Below are 25,157 nucleotides of genomic sequence, written 5' to 3' on the forward strand. Positions count from 1 at the left end.
GAAATTAAAAATTCAGGAGTTGCGCGATGGGAGGCACCGCCACGGTCGCCGGCCGTGGTCGCAAACCCAAGCCGACGGCCAAGAAACAGCTCGCCGGTAACCCAGGTAAGCGAGCGCTCAATACTGCTGAGCCTGAGTTCTCCAAGATCACCGACGTTGATCCGCCGGAGTGGTTGAGCGAGCGCGCTGCCGTGATGTGGAAAATGATTCTTCCCGAGTTGCTGCGCGAGAACGTCGTAGCTCTCACCGATCTGCACAACGTCGAGGCCTTCTGCACTGCCTATGACAACTGGCGGATGGCTCAAGAGTCGATAAGGGATAACGGAATTGTTGTGGCCGGCGCGACCGGTGGACCCGTGAAAAATCCTGCGCTGACCGCGGCCAACGAAACGATGCGACAGATGGTGACTTTCGGGTCGCTGCTGGGCCTGGACCCGTCGAGCCGAACCCGGTTGATAGGCGGAAACAAGGAGAAGACCACCAATGAATTTGCCCAACTACTGAGCTCATAAATGACCAAATCCCTGCATCCAAACGTCGACAAGGCGATGGCGTGGGGGCGGTCATTACTTCGTGGGAAGGTCCCGGCATGTCGTTACATCCACCAAGCGGTGCAGCGTCACTTCGACGACCTGGCAGCCAGTCGCAAACGTGGTTACCGGTTCAAGTTCGATCCGGCGAAGGCTGAGAAAAAGCTCAAGCTGATCCAGCTCTTGCCGCATACGAAAGGCGAATGGGCGTTCAAGCGTCAACTGATAAGCCTGGAGCCTTGGCAGTTGTTCGGTCTGGCAGTCACTTTCGGCTGGGTCAAGAAAAAGGGTGGCCACCGCCGCTTCCGCGAAAGCTACTGGGAAGTGCCTCGCAAGAATGGAAAGTCTGTGGTCGCCGGCGGCGTTGGCATCAGCATGTTCGTTGCCGACGGGGAGTTCGGCGCCGAGGTCTACTCAGGAGCGACCACCGAGAAGCAGGCGTGGGAAGTATTCCGTCCAGCCAAGTTGATGGTGAGCAAGTCGCCCATGCTGGTCCAGGCTGCGGGTATCGAGGTCAACGCCTCGAACATGAACATACCGTCCGACTTCAGCCGCTTCGAGCCGCTGATAGGCAACCCGGGTGACGGTGCTTCACCCAGCTGCGCCATCGTCGACGAATACCACGAACACCCAACGTCAGCCCAATACGACACCATGCTCACCGGCATGGGTGCCCGGCGGCAGCCGCTGATGTTCATCATCACCACCGCTGGTGCCGACATCGAGGGGCCGTGTTACGACAAGCGTCGCCAGGTCATCGAAATGCTCGAGGGCACGGTGCCGGACGACGAGCTCTTTGGTTGGATCTGGACGCTCGACGAGGGCGATGACTGGACCGATCCGAAGATGCTGGCCAAGGCCAATCCCAACCACGGCGTGTCGGTGTTCCAGGAGTATCTGGAGAGCCAGCAGGCCCGCGCAATTCGTTCGGCGCGGTTCACCAACACGTTCAAGACAAAGCACTTGAATCTGTGGGTGAGTGCCAAGTCTGGCTACTACAACATGGAAAGCTGGAAGGCCTGCGAGGACACCACGCTGACCCTTGAGCAGTTCGAAGGCCAAGAGTGGAACGCGGGCTTTGACTTAGCGCGCAAGCTCGACATGAACTCAAGGTCTCGTCTGTTCTGGCGTGAGATCGACGGAAAGATCCATTACTACAGCGTGGCCCCCAAGTTTTGGGTGCCATACGACACCGCCTTCAACACCGACAACAAGCGGATGGCTGATCGGTATCAGGCCTGGATTCACTCCAAGCACCTGGAAGTAACAGATGGTGCTGAGATCGATTACCGCGAAATCCTCGAAGACACTAAGGAGGCGAACCATCATGCCCCTGTGCGCGAGTGTCCGATTGACCCCCATGGTGCAACTGGCCTCAGTCATGACCTAGATGACCAAGGGTTCAATCCCATTACGATCACGCAAAACTACACCAACATGTCGGACCCAATGAAAGAGCTCGAGGCTGCCATTGAGGCAGGCCGGTTCCATCATGACGGTAATCCAATCATGACCTGGTGTATCGGCAACGTGATTGGAAAGAACTTGCCGGGTAACGATGACGTGGTGCGCCCGATCAAGCAGGGCGATGACAACAAGATCGACGGCGCTGTTGCGCTGATTATGGCGATAGGCCGAGTCCTGGCGAATGCTGAGGTGCAAGGTTCTGTTGACGACTTCCTATCCAGACCGATGAGCATGTAATGGCAGATACCGACTACAGCATCGACCTACGCACGCGCAGTCCATTCTGGGCGCGTATGGCGAGCTTCTTTGTCGGCGGACGCTTGTCGACGCCGAACAAGGGATCTCAGACGGGGCCGGTCTCCGCCACCGGCCAGGTTGGCGACTCGGTTGTAACAGACGAGCGCTCATTGCAAATCTCCACGGTGTTCGCTTGTGTGCGGCTTATCTCGAGCGTAACGGCTTGCATGCCACTGGACGTGTTCGAAACAAAGGGTGAGGACCGGTCAAAGGTTGGACTGGACAACCCGCTTGCCCGGCTTTTGAAATATCGGCCAAACGACTTCATGACGGCCTTTGACTTCCGCGTTGCGATGACGATGCAGCTTTGTTACTACGGAAATGCCTACGCCCTCATCGAGCGCAACAGCGCGGGCGATGTCATCAGTCTTGTGCCACTGATGTCGGTCAACATGGACGTTCGCCTCGAAGGGAAGCGAATTATCTACCGATATCGCCGAGACACCGAGTACGCAGATTTTAAGCAAAGCGAAATATTCCACCTCAAAGGCTTCGGATTCAATGGGCTTGTCGGGCTTTCCCCGATCGCCTTCGCTGCTAAAACAGCGAGCGTTGCTGTCGCCATGGAAGACCAGCAGCGCGACTTCTATGCCAACGGTGCGAAATCTCCCCAGTTACTTATGACTGGCGAGGGCAAGGTCCTAAACAAGGAGCAACGTGCCCAGGTGGAGGAGAACTTCAAGGAGATATCCGGCGGCCCGGTAAAGAAGCGCTTGTGGATTCTTGAGGGTGGCTTCACCACTCAAGCCATCGGCGTGAGCCCGCAGGATGCGGAAACAATGGCAGCCCGAAAGTTCCAGGTCAGTGAGTTGGCCCGTTTCTTTGGTGTACCACCGCACCTGGTGGGAGATGTCGAGAAGTCCACCAGCTGGGGTTCCGGCATCGAGCAGCAGAACCTCGGTTTTCTTCAGTACGCGCTTGATCCGTACCTGGAGATTTGGGAGGGGTGCATCCTGCGCTGGCTTGTGAAGCCCCTAGATCTGGGCCGGATCCACGCAGAGCACAATCGTGATGGCCTATTGAGTGGCGATTCAACTGCCCGTGCGAACTACCTGAAAACTCTGATCGATACAGGCCTGCTGACTCCGAACGAAGGCCGTCGAGTCAACAACCGGCCCAAGCTACCCGGTGGCGATGTCGCGACACGACAGTCACAGAACGTGCCGCTTGATCAACTTGGCAAACCAAACCCCGCCCCGAGCGGGGTTTAGTTTTTCTGGAGCTATCCAATGTCAAATATTCAAAAGACGCTGGCCTTCACCGAGACCGAAATTAAGTTTTCTTCGGACGGAAAGGCTGGGGTTTTCGAGGGGTATGCCAGTGTCTTTGACGTCATCGACTCGGATGGCGACATCATCCTTCCGGGGGCCTACAAGAAAGCCTTGGCAACGCAAAGTCGACAGGTCGGCATGTTCTTCAACCACCAGACCTGGGAAATCCCGGTCGGAAAGTGGCAGTCGCTTGAAGAGGACAGTAAGGGGCTGATAGTCCGCGGTGAGTTAACCCCTGGGCTTTCTGTTTCGAACGACCTCCGAGCTGCCATGGAGCATAAGACGGTCGAGGGTATGTCAGTCGGTTTCACTGTGATGAAGGACGACTTCGACATCATCGCCACGGGCCGCGCCTTTAAAAATGTCGCCGCGCTTCGTGAAATCAGCATCTGCACCTTCCCTGCCAATGAGCAGGCGACTATCGAATCCATGAAAAGCATGGAGGCAATCACCACCATTCGCGATGTAGAGCACTGGCTGAGGGATTCGGCCGGTCTCTCGAAGTCGCAAGCACTGGGCTTTATTGCCCGGTTCAAGTCCGCAGTTCGGAGTGATTCCGAAGGTGGCGAAATCACCGCGCTCCTGGAGCGCATCAAGTCCTTCCCATCTGTAGGAAAATAAACCATGTCCGAATTGGCCCAGATCCAAAAGGCGATCGAAGACGCGCAAAAGAACATGACCGATCTGTTCGATGCGCAGAAGAAAGAAATCAGCAGCACCGGCGAGATCAGCAAAAAGCTGCAGTCTGATCTACAGACCGTACAGGACGAACTGAAGACAGCCGGTACCCGTCTGTTTGACCTGGAATCGAAACTTGCCACCGGCGGTCTCGACAACCCAGAAGCCAAAAAAACCTTTGCTGAGCGCGCCGCAGAAGACCTGAAGAAAGGTTGGAACGGTTCCAGCACTGGCAAGGTTGACGTAAAAAGTTTCAGCAAAGCCCTGGGGTCCGGTGCGGCTTCAGCTGGCACTCTGGTTCAGCCTCAACAGAATCCCGGCATTCTGATGCCTGGCCTGCGCCGCTTGACCATTCGCGACCTGCTTGCCCAGGGCCGAACCACATCGAACGCCATCGAATACGTGCGTGAGAATGTATTCACCAACAGCGCTGCACCAGTCGCCGAGGGTGCGCAAAAACCTGAGTCGCAACTGACCTTCACCAAGGAAACAGCCAACGTCAGAACCATCGCGCACTGGATTCAGGCTTCTCGCCAGATCATGGACGACGCGCCGATGCTGGAGTCGTACGTGAATGGTCGCCTGCTGTTCGGTCTGGACCTAGTAGAAGAAGGTCAGTTGCTCAATGGTGACGGCACCGGTGACAACCTGATCGGTCTCAACAAAGTGGCCAGTGCATATGACACTGGGCTCAACGCTACCGGCGATACCCGCGCCGACCAGATTGCTCACGCGATCTTTCAGACTAGCGAGTCCGAATTCGAGGCCTCAGGCCTGATCCTCAACCCGCGTGACTGGCATGCCATTGCCCTGTTGAAGGACGCAGAAGGCCGCTACATCTTCGGCGGTCCTGCAGCATTTGCCGCCAAGGTCATGTGGGGCCTGCCGGTGGTGGCCACCAAGGCTCAGGCACAGGGTACCTTCACCGTCGGTGGTTTCGACCTGGCCTCGCAGATCTGGGACCGCATGGACGCGACCATTGAAATCAGCAACCAGGATCGCGACAACTTCGTGAAGAACATGCTGACCATCCTCTGTGAAGAGCGCCTGGCGGTAACTCATTACCGGCCAACCGCGATCATCAAGGGCACCTTCACCGTACCAACTCCATAACCATAGGGCCGGGGCAGGAAACTGCCCCGGGTTGAGCATGAAGAAGATTCGCGCGTTGCAACAGTTCTCGCATTTCAATGCCGGCACCTTTGATCAGCATGAAGTTCGTTCGGTGCCTGACGATATTGCTGAAGCTCTAGTCGGTATGAAGCTGGCCGTCTATCTCGATGATGAAGCGGATGCCAAGGCGAAAGCCGAAGCAGACGCCAAGGCTCTGGCGGAGGCTGAAGAAAAGGCCAAGGCCGAAGCGCTCGAAAAGGAAAAGGCTGAAGCAGATGCCAAGGCGAAAGCCGAAGCAGACGCCAAGGCTCTGGCGGAGGCTGAAGAAAAGGCCAAGGCCGAAGCGCTCGAAAAGGAAAAGGCTGAAGCAGATGCCAAGGCGAAAGCCGAAGCAGACGCCAAGGCGAAGGAAAAGGCCGACAAAAAATGACCGTAGTCGCTGCTGATCTGCTCCCCATCGAGCTGATTCGCAAGCACTTGCGTCTGGATTATGAGGATGAAGATGACCTCATTGTCCTGTACGCCGAGTCGGCACTGGCGTGGGCTCTTTGGTTTTGTGACAACCCAAAGCTATTGGAAATCAACGATTTTCCTGCCAGTTTCAAGGCGGCTCTGTTGTTGCTGATTGGCCATTCGTACGCAAACCGTGAGGCCGTCGTGGTCGGCACCATCACTGCCGAAGTTCCAATGGCAGTTGAATCGCTGCTGTGGTCTTCTCGAAATTGGTCTGGTCCGCCAGATCCAGTGGTGACGCCATGAGAGCCGGTTCACTGAGGCATCGAATCACGTTCCAGGCACTGAGTCAGACTCAGGATCCAGAAACAGGCGAGATGCTTCCAGGTTGGGTGCCTGTGTGGGAGAGCGTGCCAGCCTCAGTTGAGCCGCTCAGCGCCCGTGATTTGATCGCAGCACAGGCGGGCCAGTCCGAAGCCTCCGGTCGCATGGTTATCCGCTACCGCGCCGGTGTGCTGCCGACGATGCGCATTCTGCACCGTGGCGACATCTACAACATTCAGGGGCCTCCGCTTCCAGATCCTGACTCAGGTCTTGAGTACCTCACCATTCTGGTGTCGAAGGGGGTGAACGATGGCTGACGGTGTGGAGTTCAGCATTACCGGGTTGGATTCGCTCCTCGGAAAGTTTGAGTCCCTCACGTACGACTTGAAACGGAAGGGCGGGCGCTCTGCGTTGCGGCGCGCCGCGCAGTTGGTGGCGGACAAAGCCAAGGAGGGCGCTCAATCCCTGGATGATGCTGAAACAGGACGTTCCATAGCCAACAACGTTGCATTGCGGTGGAACGGTCGACTGTTTAAGAGAACCGGCGACTTGGGGTTTCGTGTCGGTGTGATGCAGGGAGCGGTGTTGGCGAAAGCCGGACAACAGCCAGACGTTTCCGTCGGCGGACCTACTCCACATTGGCGCCTGTTGGAGTTCGGTACGGCGAACATGGAGGCCCAGCCATTTATGCGTAAAGCCCTTGCCGACCATGTCAGCGAAGCCACCAACACGTTCGCTACCGAATACGAAAAAGCCATTGATCGTGCAATCAAGCGGGCGGCCAAGGCTGCCGGGAGCGACTGATGCCGGCCGTACCTATCTTTGCTGTGTGTTCTGCTGATCCTGGCGTCCGTGCATTGCTCGGCATTACACCTCATCGGCTTTACCCGTTTGGTGAGGCGCCCGAAGGGGTGACCAAGCCGTATGCGGTTTGGCAGCTAGTCACTGGTAGCCCGGAAAACTATCTGGCTGGACGACCTGACATTGACGGCTACACGCTGCAAGTCGATGTATACGCAACGACAGCTGCATCCGCCAGGTCGGTCACCGATGCAATCGTCCACGCGATTGAACTCAAAGCCAACATTGTCAGCTGGGGTGGCGAGAAAAAAGACACCACAACTAATCTCTACCGGTCGAGCTTCGACGTCGACTGGCTTGTGCCTAGGTAACAGAGCCTTATCCCCAGCCCGCCATGTGCGGGCTTTTTTTGTCCGTAGGAGACACCTATGTCCATTCTCACCCAGGGCACGCAAGTCTTTGCCCTTGTTCCACCTCTGACCGGTACCGGCCCCCTGACCGTCATGGAAGTCGAATGCGCCACCAGCTTTGATCCCGGCGGTGCGCCGGCTGACCAGATCGAAGACACCTGCCTCAGCGCGAAAGAGCGCAGTTATAAAAAGGGTCTGCGCACACCAGGCCAGGCTTCGCTCGGCCTGAATGCCGATCCGAACAACGCCAGTCACATTCGCCTGCACCAGCTTTCCGAAGCCGATGGTGATACCAGCGTGAAGTGGGCGGTGGGTTGGTCTGACGGTGTTGCACCCCCGACGCTGGATACCGGCGGCGACGACTTCGAGTTGCCGGCCACGCGCACCTGGTTCGTGTTCGAGGGTTACGTCTCCGACTTCCCGTTCTCGTTCGCAGCCAACACCGTGGTGACCACTACCGCAACCATTCAGCGTTCGGGCGGTTCCGCCTGGATCAAGAAAACCACGTAAGGGCACCCCATGAACCTGAGTGAACTGAAAGCAGCCGGCGGTATCGTCGGCGGCGCCATGGTGAAGAAGGCCGTTGTCTGGAACCACACGGACAGCAAGGGCAAGCCGATCGAGAATAAGTTCTTCATCCATGTCATGCCGCAATCGTTCGGCATGATCGAGCAGCTGTTTTCCTCCACCGAGTCGGAGCAAAGCCGCAACGCCAAGTACATCGCTGCCTGCGTAACGCTCGGTCCGAAAGGGGAGGAGGCAATCTCCTACGAGGATGCCTACCGGCTTGAGCCAAGCCTCGGCTGGGCGTTGCTCGGTGCCGTTCACGAGGTGAACAACACCGGGGCCAACCGCGCAAAAAACTGACGGCCGCCGATGAGTTTTGGCACGAACTGGTGCTCAACGGAGTCGGCGGGCGAACAGTGGCTGAGGCAAAGGCGAGTATCAGCTATCCAGAGGCGATGGCCTGGGTGGCTTATCGAAACAAATACGGCTCTTTCAACTTGGCCTCACGCGCCGAACAGATGGGTGCGATCGTCGCGCTGCAAGTGCATCGAATGGGTGGGGGAAAAGCCGAATTGATCGACTTCATGCCGCATCAGGAAAAAGCAGGTGTCTCCCTCGAAACGGCAATGGCCGAATGGGTTTGACCCGGTTCTTAACAGGAAATAACCCATGGCTACCCGATCTCTTGGCACCCTGACGCTGGATCTGATCGCCCGCATCGGCGGGTTTGAGCAGGGTATGGACAAGGCCGGCCGCATTACTGAAAAGCGCATGAAGGAAATGCAGGCCCGTGCGGAGGAAGCGGGCAAGAAGATTGGCGGCGCCCTGGCCACGGTCGTGACGGCAACTCTTGGCGTCGGTACCGCGTCACTGGTGATGCTCAAGAACACCGCCGCGGCAACCACCGAGACGGATCGCTGGGCAAAATCCCTCGGCATTGGCACGACTGTTCTGCAGCAGTGGCAGTATGCAGCGGAGCGTGCCGGCCTGAGCGGCGACAAGATGGCCGATATCTTCAAGGATATCGGGGACAAGATCGGCGATGCGGTCATTACCGGCGGCGGCGAAGCCATCGACGGGCTGAACAAACTCGGCCTGTCGGCTGAAAGTCTGGCGGCACTGTCGCCGGACAAGCAACTGCTGGCCATTGCCGATGGACTCAAGTCCGTCTCGACCCAGTCTGAGAAGATCAACATTCTCGAAAGCCTGGGCAACGACTTGTCGCGCTTGCTGCCTTTGCTCGATCAGGGCGGCGAAAGCCTGCATAAGTACCTCGCGCAGGCCAAGGACTTTGGCATCGCCATGGATCCCCAGCAGATCGCCAACCTGGTGCGGGCGAACGAGATCATTCAGGATCTGCAAGCCCAGGCGGAAGGGCTGCGTAACGAGTTCGTCTCGGGGCTCGCAAATGTCGATATGAGCCCGCTCCAGAACTCGCTCGACGGCCTGCGCGATATCGTCAAGGACCCAGGCTTTCAGCAGGGCATGGCCGATCTGGCGGCACTGGTCGTAAAGCTGACCGGTGCAGCGGCAAGTGGGTTGGCCCAGCTACCGAACGACCTTCGTTCAATGATGACCGACCTCGAGCAGGTCACCTCTTTTTTTTTCGGCGACAGGAAGAAGCAGCATCTGGCGGGTGTCGCAACTGAGGAAAACACCAATCGTTCGTTGGATGCGTACAACAAAGCCGAAGGCGGTCTGAACAAATTCGCCACGAATCCGACGCTGTTTGTCGGTGACCTTTTCGGCCAGGACCTGCAGGCTGCGAAGAAGGCATCGGACGATCGCCTAGCCAGTTATAAGGCGTACACCGATTTACGCGGCTGGGGTGACCAGAAGCTTGTCGAGGGAAATAAACAGGTCGAGCAGCAGGAGCAGAAAGTCGCTGCTGCTCGCACCGGAAACAACGTCGCGACCCAGAAGTTGCTGGACTCCTATGACCGCCTGAACAAACTTCAGCAGGATCGCGCCACCTTGGTGTCCGCCATGGCCAAGGATCCGGACAACGCTGATCGCTACGCCCGTGCAATCGCGGCAATCGACAAACAGGTAGCACAGCTAAACGGCACGACCAAGTCAGCGACCGATGCTCAGAACAAGCTCAAAGAGCAGTTGAAACAGGCTGCCACCGCTTTTGACCAACTCCGACAAACCTATGACCCGGTCGGAGCAGCGGCCAGTGAGTTCGCCAAGCAGACAGCCCAGGTTGAGCTGCTGCTGAAGAATGGAAAAATCACAAAACAGCAATATGGCCAGGCCACGGCGTGGCTGGCCAGCCAGTTCAACGAAGCGGTCAACTCCGCGAACGGCCTTTCCCAGGCGCTCCAATACCAGATGGACCTTGAGCGGCAGCTGAACAATCAGCGGGCGCAGTACGCCGCACAAGCCGCAGCCGTCGGAATGGGGAGCAAGGAATCTGATCGCTACCTTGAGCGGTTGGAGTTAGAGCGGCAAACCAACGATCAGGTTCTGTCCCTGCGGACAGAGCTCGCCACTGCCACCACGGATCAGCAGCGTAAGGCCCTGCAAGACCAGATCGACCTGACCAATGCTTACCTGCCCAAACAAATTGAGGCTATGAAAGAAGGTTGGGCGCAGATGGATGCGGCCCAAAGTGACTGGACCAACGGCGCGCGCGGTGCATGGCAGGACTACCTCGACAGTGCCAAGGATGTGGCCGGGCAGACCCGGAACCTTTTCGGGAACGCCTTCAGCTCGATGGAAGACGCGGTCGTGGATTTCGCTGTTACGGGTAAAGCATCGTTCTCCGACTTCACGAAGTCGATCCTTGCGGATATGGCTAGGATCGCCACGCGACAGGCCAGCTCAGCATTGCTGAGTAGTTTGGTCGGGGCGGGCACCAGCTACTTTACTGGCTCAGGAGCGGGGGCATCTGCTGGCTCCACCCAGGCAGGTTACAGCGGAGATCTCTCCGGCTTCAGTCCGGGCAGCATCCAGGCCAAAGGTGGTGCTTGGGCGTCAGGCGTTCAGATGTTCGCCAAAGGTGGAGCATTCACCAACAGCGTCGTCACCCAGCCCACCGCATTTGGGATGGCTGGCGGTACCGGGTTGATGGGGGAGGCAGGGCCGGAGGCGATTATGCCTTTGACGCGCACAGCCGATGGATCATTGGGCGTGAAAGCCATAGGTGGTTCGGAAGGGGGGTCGATCAGCGCTAACCAGGTGCTAATCCAGCAGACCATCGAAGTCTCCGGATCCGGAGATGGAGCATCTTCGCAGCAAGACATGAAAGCTGTAGGGCAGGTCTATGCCGACGTGGCCAAGCGCGGCGCACAACAAGCGATCGCTCAAGAATTACAACCCGGTGGGCAAATCTGGAGGTTGGTAAATGGCCGTTGAAACCTTCATCTGGTGCCCGAAAGTCGAGCCTACCAGCACACCAGAGTATCGAGTAAGAACCTCTAAGTTTGGCGATGGATACGAGCAGGTCGTCGGCGACGGGATCAACAACAAGGTTGATGGCTGGCCATTGACCTTCGTTGTTGGCGAGGAAGTCGCGGTTGAAATCAAGGCGTTTCTTGATCGGCATGGTGGGTTCAGGTCCTTCCTATGGAAACCGCCACTCGGTCAGCTGAGCTTTTTCCGGGCAACAGCACCAACCGTCACTCCGAACGGCGCGGGCATTTTTACGCTCACCACTACCTTCACACAGTCATTTCTTCCATAAGGTTCATCCATGCCGCTGATCAGTGACATCCAGGTTCTTGAGCCTGGGAGCGAAGTGCTGCTGTTTGAATTGGACGGCACGGAATACGGGGCAGACGTTTTGCGCTTCCACGGGCATTCGATCCCGCACACCCCGGCCGAGTTGATCGCCGCTGGCGCCGATGCTGACCTGCTCCCGGCAAAGGCGATCTACTGGCAGGGCAACGGGTACAGCGCCTGGCCGATGCAAGTCGATGGGGTCGAAGCGAACGGTGACGGTACCGCAGTTCGACCTACGTTGTCGGTGGGTAACGTCAACGGACGCATCACCGCACTTTGCCTGGCGTTCGAGGATTTGCTCGAGTTCAAATTGACCATGCGTCATACGCTGGGCACGTACCTCGATGCGGCGAACTTCCCGGCCGGCAACCCGTCAGCTGACCCAACCCAAGAGACGATCGGGGTCTGGTACATCGACCAGAAGACGAGCGAGGACGGGGAGACGGTTAGCTGGGAGCTGGCAAGCCCCGGTGACGTCGGCGGCGAGTCCATCGGTCGGCAGGCCACGACACTGTGCCACTGGTGCCTCACTGGTGGATACAGAGGCCCTAATTGCGGCTACACCGGGCCATATGTCACGAAGGATGGCGTCGTCACCGACAACCCGGAACTCGATGCCTGTGACGCCACGCTGGGTAAGGGGTGCGAGCCTCGCTTCGGCGTAGGCAACCCGCTGCCGTTCGGCGGCTTCCCTGCCGTTTCCCTGATCGCCCGGAGCTGACCATGCACAAGCACATTTTGAGCGCGATCCAGGCTCATGCGGCGGCCGAGTACCCGAAAGAGTGCTGCGGCCTGCTACTGGGCATCGGTCGCAAACAACAGTATTACCCCTGCCGAAATACCGCTTCGGAGCCGAACGAGGAGTTCCGGATAGACCTGGAAGAGTACGCGGCGGCGGAAGAAGTCGGCGAGGTGATCGGAATCGTTCACTCGCACCCGGATGCTAGCAGCCGGCCGTCACCGCGCGACCTGGCCATGTGTGAAGCAATGGCGATGCCGTGGCACATCCTCAGCTGGCCCGAGGGTGACTTGCGCACGGTCATGCCAACCGGTGACGTCCAATTGCTGAAGCGCCCATTCGTGCACGGTGCCTGGGATTGCTGGCAGGTCTGTGCCGACTGGTATAAGCGCGAGTGGGGTCTTGAGTTTGAAGCCTTTAAGCGTGCCGATGGCTGGTGGGAGAGCAAGGATAACGCCAGTCTGTACGAGGCGAACTATGAGGCCGCAGGTTTCTATCGGGTCGACCAACCTCGACGCGGCGACATGATCGTGATGGAAGTGGGGCGCACGGTTTACCCGAACCATGCGGGAATATTCCTTGGCAGTGATCCGGCCATGCCAGGTGAAGATGCGGCCACGTTCGGCCCCGGGCCTTTCCTGCTGCATCACCTGTACGGAAGACCAAGTGAGATCATCGTGTTCGGCGGCCCGTGGCTGGACCGCACCCGTCTTGTGCTGCGCCATCGGGATGCTCGGTGATATCTTGCAGTCTTTCCCACAGGAGTGACCTGCATGAAGTTGATCGTAGGAGCATTGGCTATCGCGTTGCTGGCGGGGTGTGCATCTTCTGCAATCCCTGTGAACCAGGCGGAGCCAGTACCGCAGGATGAGTTATATGCATTCCAATCAAAGCCCGCTGGAGAGAGTGGCAAGATTACCGTTGTCAGAGACACCGGTATGGTCGGCTCAGGCTGCGACATAGTCGTTTATATCGACGGTCGAAAGGCCGCCAAGATCGGAACTGGTCAACGCGCCTCTTTCTACTTGCCGCCGGGGACACCCAGCATCGGAGTGGGGCTCGCGGGTTCTGGACTGTGCGCCGGGGCCGCAATTCGAACGATCCCAGCCAGTGTGCAAAATGGCAAAGAGAGCCTTTACCGAATCAGTGGCGACATGAGTGGCTTTTTCATCGGGCCATATGTCGATTATCAGTAAGTGGATTTCAATCAGCCGCCTTCGGGCGGTTTTTTTATAGCTGGAGAAAGGCATGCAGTCGACTGTCGTACATTATCAGCCCATGACCACTATCAAGCTTTTTGGGTCACTCGCTGCAAAATTTGGCAGGGTTCATCGGCGCCAGTTGGACTCCGGTCAGGCATGGGAGGCATTCAAAGCACTGAAAGCAACGTTGGGCGGGTTCAAGGAAGAGATTCAGCGGCTGGACCGTCTTGGCATGCGATTCGGCATCTTCCGTAACGGTAAAAACGTTGGTGAGGCTGAATTTGGTCTGGGTGGCACTTCCGAGATTCGAATTGTCCCGGTTATCCAGGGAAGCAAACGAGACGGCCTCATTCAAACCATTGTCGGTGCAGTCTTGATTGTGGCTGGTACGTTCCTTGCCGCTACGCCATTTGGTGCACCCTTGATAGGTGCGGGTATCGGCCTCGTCGCCGGCGGCGTTATTCAAATGCTCAGCCCCCAGGCGTCAGGCCTGAAGCAGAGCGCTTCCCCCGACAACGCCCCGTCCTACGCCTTCGGTAGCGCCAAGAACACCACGGCCAGCGGCAACCCGGTACCAATCTGCATCGGCGAGCGCCGGTGGGGCGGCATGGTCATTTCCGCATCGATCTACGCCGAGGACAAAGCGTAATCCACACGTAGCAAGCAGGCCGCCCATGAGGCGGTTTTTTTTCGCCTGGAGGAAAGCATGGGCGCAGCACAGAAGATCGACATCCACGGCGAGAAGGGCGGTAGCAGCAAGCCCAAGACTCCGACCGAAGCCAGTGACAGCCTGCGCTCGACCAACCTGGCCAAGCTGCTGATCGCTGTGGGTGAGGGGGAGTTCGACGAAGTCCCGACGGATTACGACATCTACCTGGACAACACGCCGATCCGCGATGCCAGCGGCAGCGTCAACTTTCCCAACGTGAAGTGGGATTGGCGCTCAGGCTCTGTCGATCAGGCCTACATCCCGGGCATTCCGTCCGTGGAAAACGAAACATCGCTCAACGTTGAGCTGCGCAGCGATGCGCCTTGGGTGCGCTCGATCACCAACATTCAGCTGTCGGCCGTGCGTGTGCGCCTCGCCTGGCCTGCACTCCAACAACAGGACGATGAGGGCAATGTCGTCGGGTACCGCATCGACTACGCCATCGACGTGGCCACCGACGGCGGGGCCTATCAGCAGGTGCTGCTAGATGCAGTGGACGGCAAGACCACCACGCGCTATGAGCGCTCGCCGCGTATCAACCTGCCGGACGCTACCACCGGCTGGCAGATTCGCGTTCGCCGGCTGACGCCGAACCAGAACAGCAACAAGATCGCCGACACGATGCTGATCGCCGGTTATACCGAGGTGATTGACGCCAAGCTGCGCTACCCGAACACAGCGCTGCTCTACATCGAATTCGATGCTGAACAGTTCACCAACATCCCAGCCGTCACCGTGAAGTGCCGCGCGCGCAAGTGGCAGGTCCCGAGCAACTACGACCCGATCCTGCGCACCTATACCGGTACGTGGGACGGCACCATGAAACAGGCCTGGACCAACAACCCGGCCTGGATCACCTATGGCGTATGCACCGAAGACCGCTTCGGCCTGGGTAAACGCATCAAGTCGTTCATGGTCGATAAGTGGGAGTTGTACCGGATTGCCCAATACTGCGACCAACTGGTGCCGAACGGTCTCGGCGGTCAGGAGCCCCGTTTCCTCTGCGACATGAACCTGCAGGGCAAGGCTGATGCCTGGTCGCTTCTGCGTGACATTGCCGGCATTTACCGGGGCATGACCTACTGGGCTCAAGGCCAGCTGGTGATGCAGGCCGACATGCCGCGTGCGCAGGACTTCGACTACGTGTTCACCCGGGCCAACGTCATCGACGGCAAGTTCTCCTACGGCAGCGCTTCGGCGAAAACCCGATACACCCGGGCGCTGGTCAGTTACGACAACCCGGCCAACAACTACGACACCGACGTGATTCCGTTCGCCGATCTGGATCTGCAACGCCGTTACGGCGACCGGCCCACCGAGCTGAGCGCCATTGGCTGCACTCGGGCATCGGAGGCACAGCGCCGCGGCAAGTGGGCGATCCTCAGCAATAACCAGGACCGCACCATTACGTTCAAGACCGGCATGGAGGGCGTGATCCCGCTGCCGGGCCACATCATTCCGGTGGCGGATTCGCTACTGGCAGGCCGTGAGGTCGGCGGGCGTATCTCGGCGGCGGCTGATCGGGTTGTGACGCTCGATCGCGACACCCAGGCCAAGGCCGGTGACCGGCTGATCATCAACCTGCCGGGCGGACGCGCAGAAGGGCGAACTGTTCAGAGCGTGAGCGGCCGGGCCATCACCGTGACCGTGGCCTACAGCGAAGCACCGATGCCGCAATTGCAGTGGGCGCTCGATGCCGATGATCTGGCTATCCCCCTGTATCGCGTGTTGCGTACCAGGCGCACGACAGAAGGCGATTTCGAAATCAGCGCGCTGCAATTCGAGCCAAGCAAGTTTGCTTTCATCGATACCGGTGCCCGTCTGGAAGAGCGGCCAATCAGCGTGATTCCGATCACCGTGGTGCCGGCGCCGGCTAGTGTCACGCTGACCTCTACTTCGGCTGTATCGCAGGGGTTGGCCGTGGCTACCATGACCATCACCTGGCCAGCGGTGCCGGGCGCTGTCGGCTATGACGTCGAATGGCGGAAGGACAGCGGCAATTGGATCAAATTGCAGCGCACCGGCATGACCAGCGTGGACGTCGTCGGCATTTACGCCGGCGCCTATGTGGCCCGGGTGCGAGCTGTGAGCGCCTTCGACATCTCGTCGATCTGGCGCAACTCGATCCTGACCAATCTCAAAGGCAAGGAAGGATTTCCGCCTGCCGTGTCGTTCCTGACGGCCACGCCGCTGCTGTTCGGCATCTATCTGAAGTGGGGCTTCCCGGCTGGCGCCGAGGACACGCAGCGCACGGAAATCTGGTACGGCCCGACAACCAGCCTGGATGCGGCAACCAAGCTTACGGATCTGTCATACCCGCAAAGCGACTTCTCGATGCTCGGCCTGGCTGCCGGGGTCACGTTCTACTTCTGGGCACGGCTGGTGGACCGAATCGGCAACATTGGCCCTTGGCATCCAGTAGGTATGGGGGTGCAAGGACAATCAAGCTCTGAGGCTGCGCCGGTGCTGGAGTTGATAGCCGGACAGGTCGGTCGCTCGGAGTTGGGTCAGGACATTCTTGATGAAATCGACAAGATCCCAGGGCTTCAGGCACAGATAGATGCTCTGGACGGACTCAAGAGCTACGTCCCTGAGGACACCTACGAGGAATACGACCTTGTGGTGCAGGGCAAACGGATCTACCAGGCTACTGGCGCAGTGCCAATCAACACGCCACCACCGAACCCGGCCTACTGGCTCGATGTTGGTCAGACAGTCGAGACGGCCAATGGTCTGGCGCAACAGGTTGCGACCAACACCGCTGATATCACCGAGATCGACGGCGTGGTCACCTCTCAAGCGACGGCAATCCAGACGTTGCGGGCATCGTCGAGAGACGACAACGGGGAAGGCGATCTGGCGGATGCGCTGAAAGGATGGACAAGCACGGCGGCCATTGCTTCGGAAGAGAAGGTCCGGACCTCTGAAAACTTTGCAATGGCTCAGCGGCAGACCACGCTCGACGCAAAGGTAGGTGAGAACGAGGCCAGCATCACCGATCTGGAGCAGGTGGTGGCCACGAACGAATCGGCGACAGCAACGAAGATCAATCAGCTGAATGTCTCTGTTGGGCAGAACACCGCCGCAATTCAGGAGACATCGACGGCCTACGCCGACACTGCCGGCAAGCTGAGCACGATGTGGTCGGTGAAGATGCAGGTCACCGCTGGCGGGCAGTACGTCGCTGCGGGCATTGGTCTCGGCATCGAGAACACGGGGGCCGGCCTGCAAAGCCAGTTCCTGGTCAGTGCTGACCGGTTCGCCATCGTCAATACCATCGCTGGCGGGACCGTTTCGGTTCCGTTTGCGGTTCAAGGCGGGCAGGTGTTCATGAACTCGGCGTTCATCCAGGACGGGACCATTACCAACGCCAAGATCGGCAATTACATCCAGTCGAACAATTATGTGGCGGGCACTCAAGGCTGGCGGCTGTGGTTTGACGGAACGTTTGAGATCAACTCGGCGTTCGGTGGTGGTGGGCGGCAGCTGATCAACAACTCCGGCGGCAAGGTGTTCGATCCCAATGGCACGAAACGCTACCAGTGGGGGGATCTGAGCGTATGAGTTACGGCGCAAGAGTCTGGGATGAAAATGGCAATTTGACCATGGACACCACGACATTCACTTACCAGGTGCTCTGGCAGGGCGTGATCGACTTCAGTGGCGCCACGCCCAGCTACACGCTGAGTATCCCGGGATTCAACCCAGCCAACTGCGTGTTCATGATCATCCCGACGAGAGCACAGGACGTGCAGTCGGCGGAGAACGATGGCCTGGGAAACACCAAGTCATACCCCTATGTCACCACTGCCGTAGGGCAGGTGACTGTCCTTCCGAAAAATCCATCAGCCTCCGCAGGTGTCACTCAGACAAGGATTGTCGCCAAAGGCTACGCGATAAGGTTCTCGACATGAGCTATGGATTTCTAAGCATCAATGACGGCTTGCTTGTTCAGATCGACTCCGAGGCGCCCAGGCTTTGCGTGCTGACCAAAGGGTCGTACTCAGGAACTACCAATGCTTCCGGAACGTTTGCCAGGCCGGTTACTAGCCAAGATCCACCGTTAGTTTTCATTCGCCCAGATGCTGGAGTAATCCAGGTGCCCATATCGGTGTGGTTTACCGGCGGACCAGGTAACTGGGCCGGGTTCACCATGAAAGCGTCCAACGTCACGGCAACGCTGAGCGGTCAATATTTCGTGGCGGCCTGGGCTTCGATGGGCACCGCTGCATATGGATTTCGACTGTGGGGGGCGGGTGGTGAACTGGTTTACGACAGCGGGGCGCCGGCAGTGGTGGTGACCTTCGCCGCAGGAAACTGGACCTACATCGGATCTGAGGAATTGTCCGTTGGACGCCGTTACATATGGGCCATCAATAAGCTGCTTGGCGCAGGGGAATACATTTCGCTCAACCCCTTCGCCATGAACTGCCACAACGCCTCTACTGGCGGCGGCTGCGCGCTGGGCGTCGATTACGCCAACGCTCGCATCATGATGTACAGCCTCGCAACAAATGCCTGGACCGATCAAGGCCACCGGCCATTTCTCTGCGCCAAATTGCTGGCCTAAGACTCAACTTTCTGGAGATGCTTAATGCCCTGGTACAAATCAGGAACGGTAGCGTGCACCCTAAATTCGACGACGGTAACCGGTACAGGCACCGCCTTCGCAGCTAATGCTCGGGTGGGCGATGCCTTCCTAGGCCCGGATGGGCGATGGTATGAGGTCGCGAATATCGCGAGCGATACCGTGCTATCGATCCTCCCTGCCTACCTCGGCGCGACGGTCTCCGCCGGAACCTACGCGCTTGCTCCGATGCAGGGCTATGTCAAAGACTCGGCCGATGCTCTGCGGGCACTGGTGAATCAGTACGGGGCCAAGTTGGCCGCACTGGGCACTACCGGCAATTACGACATATTGCCTGTAAACAAGGGTGGTACGGGCGGAACTGATCAGGCGAGTGCTCGCTCAGGCCTTGGTCTCGGATCGGTAGCAATTGAAAGCGTTGTCCCTGTCATCAAAGGCGGTACGGGCGGGACTGACCAGGCGAGCGCGAGAGCGGGGCTTGGGCTCGGTTCAGTGGCTACTGAAAGCACAGTTCCTGTGGACAAGGGAGGTACTGGCGGAACCACTCAGGCCGCGGCGCGGACAGGGCTAGGACTTGGAGCAGCAGCTGTGGCGCCAATTGTCGGCGCCGTGTATCAGTCAGGCGGCGTTCCGACCGGTGCAATTGTCGAGACCGGCACCAACGCAGCCGGGACATACACCAAATACGCGGACGGCACACTGATTTGTCGAAGCTCCCCGGGCGCGATAGACCAGAACGTCGCGAACACCGCCTATGCGACCATCTTCGGGCTTCCGGCTGTTTTTGTGGGTGCTTACACCGTCGTCGCAAACGTGTCGGCAATCAACGTCAACAACGTTTTTTCTGGATGCTGTCGAACAGTCCAAACCACTGCCACCACGTACCAGATTATCCAGGCGTGGAGCGTCGTTCAGACCTACACCTACACCATTATCGCTATCGGGAGATGGTTCTGATGCTAATCAAGTTATCCCCACTACGCCGGGACGATACCCTGGAAGTTATCAAAACTGGCGACGTTCTAACCGTCAATGGCGAGGACTTCGATTTCTCTCCGATTGGCGAGGGCGACACCCTGCCAGCGCTGGCGATTTCTTCGACATGGTTTCTCGACAAGGTTTGCCGTATCGAAGGCGAACTTGTTCTTACCCTCTTTCTGCCGCTTCCATGGAATTACAGCCAGGAGCAAGCTTTCCCGGTGCCGTTACAAAGTGTTCCGGACGGATCGGTCGTTCTTCCCAAGCCTTTGCCTAGCGAACCGCCAGTCGAAGAACATATATTGCTGCCGAATATTCCGGAAAAAGCGGGCGTTATCGACTGGTCACAACTGATCACCAAGGAAATGAAGGATGCCGCTGAGGCCGTGAAGGTTCTTGCTGAAGCGAAAGCGGAGTTGGCGGGGCGAAACGCGGTAGCCGCAGCGCAGATCCTTCGAATTCAAGATCGAATTGACACACTGGGTTATGGCATTGATTCGGGAGAGGCCACAGCGGAGGACGAAGCTGAGCAGGCAGCACTGATCATCAGCCTGAAAGCCTGGAAGGCCTACAAGTTCGCACTTGGCAAGGTCGCCACGCAGACGACTTGGCCCCTGGCGCCGAACTGGCCGACTGCCCCGGCAATCCCCGACATTACCGCCGATCCAGCCGCGCTGTCACCTGAAGCTGTCTGATCGCGAATCCGCGACCCGACCCGCCATCGAGCGGGTATTTTTTTGCCTGGAGAAAACATGCCGACTACCTCGCAGCAACTCCTTCAGATCCTCCCGAGCGCCGGCAAACAAGCCGGCGTTTTTGCGTCTGCGCTCACGCTGGCTATGGACAAGTACCAGATCAACACGCGCCTTCGCATGGCCGCCTTCATCGCCCAGGTCGGCCACGAATCCGGCCAGTTCCGCTACGTGCGCGAGCTGGGCGGCGACCAGTACCTTAGCAAGTACGACACCGGGCCGCTCGCTGCGCGCCTGGGCAACACGCCCGAGGCTGACGGCGACGGGCAGAAGTACCGAGGCCGCGGCCTGATCCAGATCACCGGTCACGACAACTATCTCGCGTGCAGCAAGGCGCTTTTCGGTGACGACCGATTACTGCGCACGCCTGAGCTCCTGGAGCAGGCCGAGTGGGCGTGCAAGTCGGCGGCCTGGTTCTGGAATTCGCGCAACCTGAACGCGCTGGCTGACAAGGGTGACTTGCAAGGGATCACCCGGCGAATCAATGGTGGGCTGAATGGCCTGGCAGAGCGCGAGACCTTCTATAAGGCAGCGCTGAAGGTGCTGGCCTGATCCCCGGGATTACGGCTTGTTGCGTATGTCGCCGTTTACTGTTTTCACGCCGCCGGAAACTTTGCCGCAGGTCACGTCACCATTAACGGTGCCTACATCGCCAGCCACGTCGCCGCACGATATGTTGCCGTTGGTGGTCTTTACCGATCCGGCAGAGCCCTTGACTTCAACCCTGCCAGAACTTGTTTCGACCGACTCAGCGTTGCCGTTTACGACGACACTGATAGGGCCGGCAAGCGATCCATTCTGCTCAACCCCGTCAATTATTACCTTGTCGCCGCTAATGCTGACGGATCGCCCTGAAAACGTCTTTCCGTCGATGGTGATGGTCGATCCGTCCAAATTAATCTTCATGCCTATTCCCTTTCGATTGATGAGTGCTTTTTCCATCCGGGGGATTTAAACCCCCGGTCGGTCGTTGTAATCCGTGGTCTGTAGCGATGTGGTAGCTGAAAAGCTGCTGAAACCGCATTTGGGTGTGACCAGAAGTTTATTCTTAGTCATTTTTTATTTTTTATGTGCAGTGGCACTGTAAGGCTCAAACCGCCAGTTGGTGGTGAGCTGCAGAAGCTGAGCAATGAAGCTGTCGGCAGGGCGCCGGAGGTGGGATTTTCTGCGGGGAATTCTTCCCCAAAACGCAACCGTTTGGACCAATGTTTATTGAGTTCTAAAGAGTCGCAAAAGGCACTGATTTTTGTGGCTGATTTGTAGCTCAAGGCCTTGATTAGAAAGGTCTTTGTCGATTCCTATGCGGCATCCCAGGCTTTGATGCCGAAAAGGTGCAACGTTTTGCTTGAAACGGTCAAGGAATCGCCCCCTTTACAGGTGCTGGAGAAAAAAGGTGTCGGATTATGCCATGACCGGACGGTTTCGCGGCGGCTGTGGTCGGGTTTGTATGTATGTCATGGCATAAAGCTTGTAGGCGCTGAGCTTGCTCGCGATGGCGACTTAACATTCAACATTGATGTTGGGTGATCCGACGCCATCGCGAGCAAGCTCGGCTCCTACAGGGAGTCGTGGCGTCTGAGTGCGACATAGGTGCAAGGGTCATCAGCAGTTTAAGCGGCTAATATGACGCCTCAGTGCTGTCGATTGTCCGGGAATCCCGCTTTATGCAAACCGCTTATACCGTCCTGATCTTGCTCATGCTGGTAGGCGTTTCGCGCCTGGTCGGACGGGTGATCCCGCTGCCGTTGCCGTTGGTGCAAATCGCCGCGGGCGCCTTGCTTGCCTGGCCGACGCTGGGGCTGCATGTGGCGCTGGACCCCGAATTGTTTCTGTTTCTGTTCCTGCCGCCACTGTTGTTTTCCGATGGTTGGCGCATGCCCAAGCGCGAGTTCTGGCGCTTGCGCGGGCCGATCCTGACGCTGGCGGTGGGGTTGGTGTTGTTCACTGTGGTCGGCGCCGGGTATTTCATCCACTGGTTGTTGCCGAGCATCCCGCTGCCGGTGGCGTTTGCCCTGGCAGCGGTACTGTCGCCTACCGACGCCGTGGCGGTTTCAGCGATTTCACAGAACCGGTTGCCGACGCCGCTGATGCACATGCTGCAAGGCGAAGCCTTGATGAACGATGCCTCGGGCTTGGTGACGTTCAAGTTTGCCTTGGCAGCGGCGGTGACTGGCGTGTTTTCACTGGCCAACGCCAGTGTCACCTTTGTCCTGGTGGCGGTGGGCGGCCTGGCCATTGGTGTGGCCTTGAGCTGGCTGGTCGGGCGCTTGCGCGCGTGGATGATTGCCCGTGGCTGGGATGACCCGGCCACCCATGTCGTGTTCATGCTGTTACTGCCGTTTGCCGCTTACGTGTTGGCCGAGCGCGTGGGGGCGTCGGGCATCTTGTCCGCGGTGGCGGCGGGGATGATGCAGAGTTGGCTGGATCTGCTGCCGCGCCAGACCAATACCCGCTTGCTCAATCGCAGTGTCTGGTCGTTGTTGGAGTTCGCCTTCAATGGCCTGATTTTCCTGCTGCTGGGCCTGCAATTGCCGGACATTATCAAGGCGGTGGCCAGTCACGAATCTTCGTTGTGGCCGACTCTGCTGTATCGCTGCTTCGATGTGGTGGCGATTTTCCTGGTGCTGCTGGTGTTGCGGTTTGTCTGGGTGCAGAGCACCTGGCGACTAGCCATTGCTCTGCGGCGCTGGCGTGGCAAGGAGGAGATCACCCGGGTGCCGAGCGCGCGTTCATGTTGGTTGCTGACCGTCGGCGGTGTGCGCGGTGCGGTGACCCTGGCGGGTGTGATGTCGGTGCCGATGCTCATGGGCAGCAGCGCGTTTCCCGAGCGCGACCTGCTGATCTTCATCGCTGCCGGAGTGATTCTGATGTCGTTGATTGCCGCGTGCATTGCCTTGCCGTTGTTGTTGCGTGGCATCGACAAAAGCCCTGACGACAAACGCCGCAACGAGGTACGCGACGCGTGGCGCAAGACGGCCGAAGCGGCCATTCACTCCCTGGAAACTGAAGAGGTCAGTCCGCAGGACGCCGCCGAGGCCGCGCTGGCAGCAGAACTCAAGGCGCGGATCATGTCCGAGTATCGCCATCAATTGGAGGTGTTCAACGACTCCGCCGAAGCCCAGGCCCTGGCGTTTCAGATGGATTTGCTGGAGCGGCGCTTGCGCTTGAAGGCATTGCGGGCGCAACGCTTGGAGCTGTACAGCCTCAGTCGTCAGCACCAGATTGGTGATGACGTGTTGCGTGAGGTGCTGGCGGAACTGGATTTGAGCGAGGCCAAGCTCGGTCAGGTGAAATGAAATTCGGCTACTGTAGGAGCTGCCGCAGGCTGCGATCTTTTGATTTTGTTTTTTAAGATCAAAAGATCGCAGCCTGCGGCAGCTCCTACAAAGAGCGGTTATCGGCGGCGCTGGATGAAATCGCGGATACGCTCGGCGGCTTCAACGCATTCTGCCAATGGCGCGACCAAGGCCATGCGCACGCGCCCGTCGCCCGGGTTTACACCATCCACATCTCGCGAAAGATAGGAGCCCGGTACCACGGTGACATGCTCCTGCTCGAACAGGTCGCGGCAGAAGGCAGCATCGTCGCCTGCCACATTCGGCCACAAGTAGAAGCTGCCATCGGGACGCTGTACATCGAGTACCGGGCTGAGGATTTCCAGTACGGCGTCGAACTTTTCACGGTACAGCGCACGGTTGGCGCGCACGTGTACTTCGTCATTCCAGGCGGCCACGCTGGCCAGTTGCGTCTGAACCGGCATCGCGCAGCCGTGGTAGGTGCGGTAGAGCAGGAAACCCTTGAGGATGTCCGCATCACCGGCGACGAAACCGGAGCGCAGGCCCGGCAAGTTGGAGCGCTTGGACAGGCTGTGGAACACCACGCAACGCTTGAAGTCATTGCGGCCCAGTTCCGCGCAGGCGCTGAGCAGGCCGGGTGGCGGGGTTTGTTCGTCGAAATACAGTTCGCTGTAGCACTCGTCCGCGGCAATTACGAAGTCATGTTCGTCGGCCAGGGCGATCAGCTTTTTCAGGGTTTCGAGCGGGATCAACGCCCCGGTCGGGTTGCCGGGCGAGCACAGGAACAGGATCTGGCAGCGCTTCCAGATGTCCGGCGAAACCGCGTCGAAATCCGGATTGAAGCCGTTTTCGTCCAGGCACGGCAAGTAGTGTGGCTGGGCACCGGCCAGGAACGCCGCGCCTTCGTAGATTTGATAGAACGGGTTCGGGCTGACGATCAGCGCATCGTCACCACGATTGACCACGGTCTGGGTGAAGGCGAACAGCGCCTCGCGAGTGCCGTTGACCGGCAGCACATTGCGCGCCGGATCGATCCAGCCGGTGGGTACGCCGAAACGACGCTCGCACCAGGCGCCGATGGCTTCACGCAGCTCTGGAATACCGAGGGTGGTTGGGTACACCGCCATTTTTTCCAGGTTGTTGGCCAGGGCCTCGGCGACGAAGCTTGGTGAACGGTGTTTTGGTTCGCCGATGGACAATGCGATAGGGCGCTTGTCCGGGTTGGGCGTGACGCTGCCGAGCAGGGCGCGGAGTTTCTCGAACGGGTAGGGCTGGAGCTGGGACAAAGCGTTGTTCATCGATAAATCTCGTTCGGT

General features: G+C 58.6%; 28 protein-coding genes. 26 read left to right on the forward strand and 2 right to left on the reverse strand.

Features of this window, described 5'->3' with window-relative positions; translation table 11 throughout:
- Positions 1–26: 26 nt before the first annotated feature.
- The 25 genes from ABTV22_RS05865 to ABTV22_RS05985 all read left to right on the forward strand — a co-directional run bounded on the left by ABTV22_RS05865 (position 27) and on the right by ABTV22_RS05985 (position 21,097).
- Positions 27–512 (forward strand): phage terminase small subunit P27 family, encoded by a 486-nt coding sequence (locus tag ABTV22_RS05865; protein ID WP_433738986.1) that lies wholly within the window; start codon positions 27–29, stop codon positions 510–512.
- Positions 513–2,234 carry a terminase large subunit gene (locus ABTV22_RS05870; protein WP_433738987.1) on the forward strand — a complete coding sequence of 574 codons (1,722 nt, stop codon included), beginning with the start codon at positions 513–515 and terminating at the stop codon, positions 2,232–2,234.
- A complete protein-coding gene (locus ABTV22_RS05875; RefSeq protein ID WP_433738988.1) occupies positions 2,234–3,505 on the forward strand; it encodes a phage portal protein in 1,272 nt (423 codons plus the stop codon). Before ABTV22_RS05870 ends, ABTV22_RS05875 begins: the two co-directional genes overlap by 1 nt.
- An 18-nt stretch (positions 3,506–3,523) precedes the next feature.
- Positions 3,524–4,186, forward strand: a complete 663-nt coding sequence (locus tag ABTV22_RS05880) for an HK97 family phage prohead protease (protein WP_433738989.1) — start codon at positions 3,524–3,526, stop codon at positions 4,184–4,186.
- Between the two features lie 3 nt (positions 4,187–4,189).
- Complete coding sequence (locus tag ABTV22_RS05885; protein ID WP_433738990.1) at positions 4,190–5,356, forward strand: phage major capsid protein; 1,167 nt, start codon at positions 4,190–4,192, stop codon at positions 5,354–5,356.
- Positions 5,357–5,393: 37 nt separating this feature from the next.
- Positions 5,394–5,786: a hypothetical protein gene (locus ABTV22_RS05890; RefSeq protein WP_433738991.1), complete on the forward strand. Its 393-nt coding sequence runs from the start codon at positions 5,394–5,396 to the stop codon at positions 5,784–5,786.
- Complete coding sequence (locus tag ABTV22_RS05895) at positions 5,783–6,115, forward strand: head-tail connector protein (RefSeq protein WP_433738992.1); 333 nt, start codon at positions 5,783–5,785, stop codon at positions 6,113–6,115. Before ABTV22_RS05890 ends, ABTV22_RS05895 begins: the two co-directional genes overlap by 4 nt.
- Positions 6,112–6,450 carry a phage head closure protein gene (locus tag ABTV22_RS05900; protein WP_433738993.1) on the forward strand — a complete coding sequence of 113 codons (339 nt, stop codon included), beginning with the start codon at positions 6,112–6,114 and terminating at the stop codon, positions 6,448–6,450. Before ABTV22_RS05895 ends, ABTV22_RS05900 begins: the two co-directional genes overlap by 4 nt.
- Positions 6,443–6,937, forward strand: coding sequence for an HK97-gp10 family putative phage morphogenesis protein (locus ABTV22_RS05905; protein WP_433738994.1), 495 nt, complete (start codon positions 6,443–6,445; stop codon positions 6,935–6,937). Before ABTV22_RS05900 ends, ABTV22_RS05905 begins: the two co-directional genes overlap by 8 nt.
- Positions 6,937–7,305 (forward strand): DUF3168 domain-containing protein, encoded by a 369-nt coding sequence (locus ABTV22_RS05910; protein ID WP_433738995.1) that lies wholly within the window; start codon positions 6,937–6,939, stop codon positions 7,303–7,305. The genes ABTV22_RS05905 and ABTV22_RS05910 overlap by 1 nt, the downstream gene beginning before the upstream one ends.
- A gap of 57 nt (positions 7,306–7,362) precedes the next feature.
- Positions 7,363–7,854: a phage tail tube protein gene (locus tag ABTV22_RS05915; protein ID WP_433738996.1), complete on the forward strand. Its 492-nt coding sequence runs from the start codon at positions 7,363–7,365 to the stop codon at positions 7,852–7,854.
- A 9-nt stretch (positions 7,855–7,863) separates the two neighbouring features.
- Positions 7,864–8,211: a phage tail assembly chaperone family protein, TAC gene (locus tag ABTV22_RS05920; protein WP_433738997.1), complete on the forward strand. Its 348-nt coding sequence runs from the start codon at positions 7,864–7,866 to the stop codon at positions 8,209–8,211.
- 29 nt (positions 8,212–8,240) lie between these two features.
- A complete protein-coding gene (locus ABTV22_RS05925) occupies positions 8,241–8,495 on the forward strand; it encodes a phage tail assembly protein T (protein WP_433738998.1) in 255 nt (84 codons plus the stop codon).
- 25 nt (positions 8,496–8,520) lie between these two features.
- A complete protein-coding gene (locus ABTV22_RS05930) occupies positions 8,521–11,211 on the forward strand; it encodes a phage tail tape measure protein (RefSeq protein ID WP_433738999.1) in 2,691 nt (896 codons plus the stop codon).
- The gene (locus ABTV22_RS05935) at positions 11,201–11,539 is read left to right on the forward strand and encodes a phage tail protein (RefSeq protein WP_433739000.1); all 339 of its coding nucleotides are present in this window, start codon (positions 11,201–11,203) and stop codon (positions 11,537–11,539) included. The genes ABTV22_RS05930 and ABTV22_RS05935 overlap by 11 nt, the downstream gene beginning before the upstream one ends.
- 9 nt (positions 11,540–11,548) lie before the next feature.
- Positions 11,549–12,298 (forward strand): phage minor tail protein L, encoded by a 750-nt coding sequence (locus tag ABTV22_RS05940; RefSeq protein WP_433739001.1) that lies wholly within the window; start codon positions 11,549–11,551, stop codon positions 12,296–12,298.
- A 2-nt stretch (positions 12,299–12,300) separates the two neighbouring features.
- A complete protein-coding gene (locus tag ABTV22_RS05945; RefSeq protein WP_433739002.1) occupies positions 12,301–13,056 on the forward strand; it encodes a C40 family peptidase in 756 nt (251 codons plus the stop codon).
- Positions 13,057–13,089: 33 nt separating this feature from the next.
- Positions 13,090–13,512 (forward strand): hypothetical protein, encoded by a 423-nt coding sequence (locus ABTV22_RS05950; RefSeq protein WP_433739003.1) that lies wholly within the window; start codon positions 13,090–13,092, stop codon positions 13,510–13,512.
- A gap of 52 nt (positions 13,513–13,564) precedes the next feature.
- On the forward strand, positions 13,565–14,167 hold the full coding sequence (locus ABTV22_RS05955; protein WP_433739004.1) for a tail assembly protein: 603 nt from the start codon (positions 13,565–13,567) through the stop codon (positions 14,165–14,167).
- 57 nt (positions 14,168–14,224) lie between these two features.
- Positions 14,225–17,791 carry a host specificity protein J gene (locus ABTV22_RS05960; protein ID WP_433739005.1) on the forward strand — a complete coding sequence of 1,189 codons (3,567 nt, stop codon included), beginning with the start codon at positions 14,225–14,227 and terminating at the stop codon, positions 17,789–17,791.
- On the forward strand, positions 17,788–18,141 hold the full coding sequence (locus tag ABTV22_RS05965; protein WP_433739006.1) for a hypothetical protein: 354 nt from the start codon (positions 17,788–17,790) through the stop codon (positions 18,139–18,141). Before ABTV22_RS05960 ends, ABTV22_RS05965 begins: the two co-directional genes overlap by 4 nt.
- Entirely contained in the window at positions 18,138–18,797 is a 660-nt protein-coding gene (locus ABTV22_RS05970) for a hypothetical protein (protein WP_433739007.1), read from the forward strand. Before ABTV22_RS05965 ends, ABTV22_RS05970 begins: the two co-directional genes overlap by 4 nt.
- Before the next feature lie 24 nt (positions 18,798–18,821).
- Positions 18,822–19,772, forward strand: a complete 951-nt coding sequence (locus tag ABTV22_RS05975; protein WP_433739008.1) for a phage tail protein — start codon at positions 18,822–18,824, stop codon at positions 19,770–19,772.
- Positions 19,773–20,158: 386 nt separating this feature from the next.
- On the forward strand, positions 20,159–20,488 hold the full coding sequence (locus ABTV22_RS05980) for a phage tail protein (RefSeq protein ID WP_433741313.1): 330 nt from the start codon (positions 20,159–20,161) through the stop codon (positions 20,486–20,488).
- Between the two features lie 57 nt (positions 20,489–20,545).
- Positions 20,546–21,097, forward strand: a complete 552-nt coding sequence (locus ABTV22_RS05985) for a glycoside hydrolase family 19 protein (protein ID WP_433739009.1) — start codon at positions 20,546–20,548, stop codon at positions 21,095–21,097.
- Between the two features lie 9 nt (positions 21,098–21,106).
- Here the strand turns inward: ABTV22_RS05985 and ABTV22_RS05990 are convergent, their stop codons facing one another.
- Positions 21,107–21,451, reverse strand: a complete 345-nt coding sequence (locus ABTV22_RS05990; protein WP_433739010.1) for a hypothetical protein — start codon at positions 21,449–21,451, stop codon at positions 21,107–21,109.
- A gap of 758 nt (positions 21,452–22,209) precedes the next feature.
- Here ABTV22_RS05990 and ABTV22_RS05995 point away from each other — a divergent pair.
- On the forward strand, positions 22,210–23,841 hold the full coding sequence (locus tag ABTV22_RS05995) for a Na+/H+ antiporter (RefSeq protein ID WP_433739011.1): 1,632 nt from the start codon (positions 22,210–22,212) through the stop codon (positions 23,839–23,841).
- A gap of 98 nt (positions 23,842–23,939) precedes the next feature.
- Here ABTV22_RS05995 and dapC read toward each other — a convergent pair whose 3' ends face one another.
- Positions 23,940–25,139: a succinyldiaminopimelate transaminase gene (dapC, locus tag ABTV22_RS06000; protein WP_433739012.1), complete on the reverse strand. Its 1,200-nt coding sequence runs from the start codon at positions 25,137–25,139 to the stop codon at positions 23,940–23,942.
- Positions 25,140–25,157: the final 18 nt, after the last annotated feature.

It is taken from the genome of Pseudomonas putida (genome assembly GCF_050990305.1).
Taxonomy (GTDB): domain Bacteria; phylum Pseudomonadota; class Gammaproteobacteria; order Pseudomonadales; family Pseudomonadaceae; genus Aquipseudomonas; species Aquipseudomonas putida_AH.

Excerpts from the sequence above, each read along its gene's own strand:
- ABTV22_RS05920 (WP_433738997.1), top strand. The coding sequence starts at position 7,864 with ATGAACCTGAGTGAACTGAAAGCAGCCGGCGGTATCGTCGGCGGCGCC.
- ABTV22_RS05960 (WP_433739005.1), top strand. The coding sequence starts at position 14,225 with ATGGGCGCAGCACAGAAGATCGACATCCACGGCGAGAAGGGCGGTAGC.
- ABTV22_RS05990 (WP_433739010.1), bottom strand. The coding sequence starts at position 21,451 with ATGAAGATTAATTTGGACGGATCGACCATCACCATCGACGGAAAGACG.
- ABTV22_RS05910 (WP_433738995.1), top strand. The coding sequence starts at position 6,937 with ATGCCGGCCGTACCTATCTTTGCTGTGTGTTCTGCTGATCCTGGCGTC.
- ABTV22_RS05895 (WP_433738992.1), top strand. The coding sequence starts at position 5,783 with ATGACCGTAGTCGCTGCTGATCTGCTCCCCATCGAGCTGATTCGCAAG.
- ABTV22_RS05955 (WP_433739004.1), top strand. The coding sequence starts at position 13,565 with ATGCAGTCGACTGTCGTACATTATCAGCCCATGACCACTATCAAGCTT.
- ABTV22_RS05975 (WP_433739008.1), top strand. The coding sequence starts at position 18,822 with ATGCCCTGGTACAAATCAGGAACGGTAGCGTGCACCCTAAATTCGACG.
- ABTV22_RS05875 (WP_433738988.1), top strand. The coding sequence starts at position 2,234 with ATGGCAGATACCGACTACAGCATCGACCTACGCACGCGCAGTCCATTC.
- ABTV22_RS05930 (WP_433738999.1), top strand. The coding sequence starts at position 8,521 with ATGGCTACCCGATCTCTTGGCACCCTGACGCTGGATCTGATCGCCCGC.
- ABTV22_RS05905 (WP_433738994.1), top strand. The coding sequence starts at position 6,443 with ATGGCTGACGGTGTGGAGTTCAGCATTACCGGGTTGGATTCGCTCCTC.
- ABTV22_RS05865 (WP_433738986.1), top strand. The coding sequence starts at position 27 with ATGGGAGGCACCGCCACGGTCGCCGGCCGTGGTCGCAAACCCAAGCCG.
- ABTV22_RS05980 (WP_433741313.1), top strand. The coding sequence starts at position 20,159 with ATGAAGGATGCCGCTGAGGCCGTGAAGGTTCTTGCTGAAGCGAAAGCG.
- ABTV22_RS05870 (WP_433738987.1), top strand. The coding sequence starts at position 513 with ATGACCAAATCCCTGCATCCAAACGTCGACAAGGCGATGGCGTGGGGG.
- ABTV22_RS05985 (WP_433739009.1), top strand. The coding sequence starts at position 20,546 with ATGCCGACTACCTCGCAGCAACTCCTTCAGATCCTCCCGAGCGCCGGC.
- ABTV22_RS05885 (WP_433738990.1), top strand. The coding sequence starts at position 4,190 with ATGTCCGAATTGGCCCAGATCCAAAAGGCGATCGAAGACGCGCAAAAG.
- ABTV22_RS05945 (WP_433739002.1), top strand. The coding sequence starts at position 12,301 with ATGCACAAGCACATTTTGAGCGCGATCCAGGCTCATGCGGCGGCCGAG.
- ABTV22_RS05880 (WP_433738989.1), top strand. The coding sequence starts at position 3,524 with ATGTCAAATATTCAAAAGACGCTGGCCTTCACCGAGACCGAAATTAAG.
- ABTV22_RS05965 (WP_433739006.1), top strand. The coding sequence starts at position 17,788 with ATGAGTTACGGCGCAAGAGTCTGGGATGAAAATGGCAATTTGACCATG.
- ABTV22_RS05935 (WP_433739000.1), top strand. The coding sequence starts at position 11,201 with ATGGCCGTTGAAACCTTCATCTGGTGCCCGAAAGTCGAGCCTACCAGC.
- ABTV22_RS05950 (WP_433739003.1), top strand. The coding sequence starts at position 13,090 with ATGAAGTTGATCGTAGGAGCATTGGCTATCGCGTTGCTGGCGGGGTGT.
- dapC (WP_433739012.1), bottom strand. The coding sequence starts at position 25,139 with ATGAACAACGCTTTGTCCCAGCTCCAGCCCTACCCGTTCGAGAAACTC.
- ABTV22_RS05970 (WP_433739007.1), top strand. The coding sequence starts at position 18,138 with ATGAGCTATGGATTTCTAAGCATCAATGACGGCTTGCTTGTTCAGATC.
- ABTV22_RS05995 (WP_433739011.1), top strand. The coding sequence starts at position 22,210 with ATGCAAACCGCTTATACCGTCCTGATCTTGCTCATGCTGGTAGGCGTT.
- ABTV22_RS05915 (WP_433738996.1), top strand. The coding sequence starts at position 7,363 with ATGTCCATTCTCACCCAGGGCACGCAAGTCTTTGCCCTTGTTCCACCT.
- ABTV22_RS05900 (WP_433738993.1), top strand. The coding sequence starts at position 6,112 with ATGAGAGCCGGTTCACTGAGGCATCGAATCACGTTCCAGGCACTGAGT.
- ABTV22_RS05890 (WP_433738991.1), top strand. The coding sequence starts at position 5,394 with ATGAAGAAGATTCGCGCGTTGCAACAGTTCTCGCATTTCAATGCCGGC.
- ABTV22_RS05940 (WP_433739001.1), top strand. The coding sequence starts at position 11,549 with ATGCCGCTGATCAGTGACATCCAGGTTCTTGAGCCTGGGAGCGAAGTG.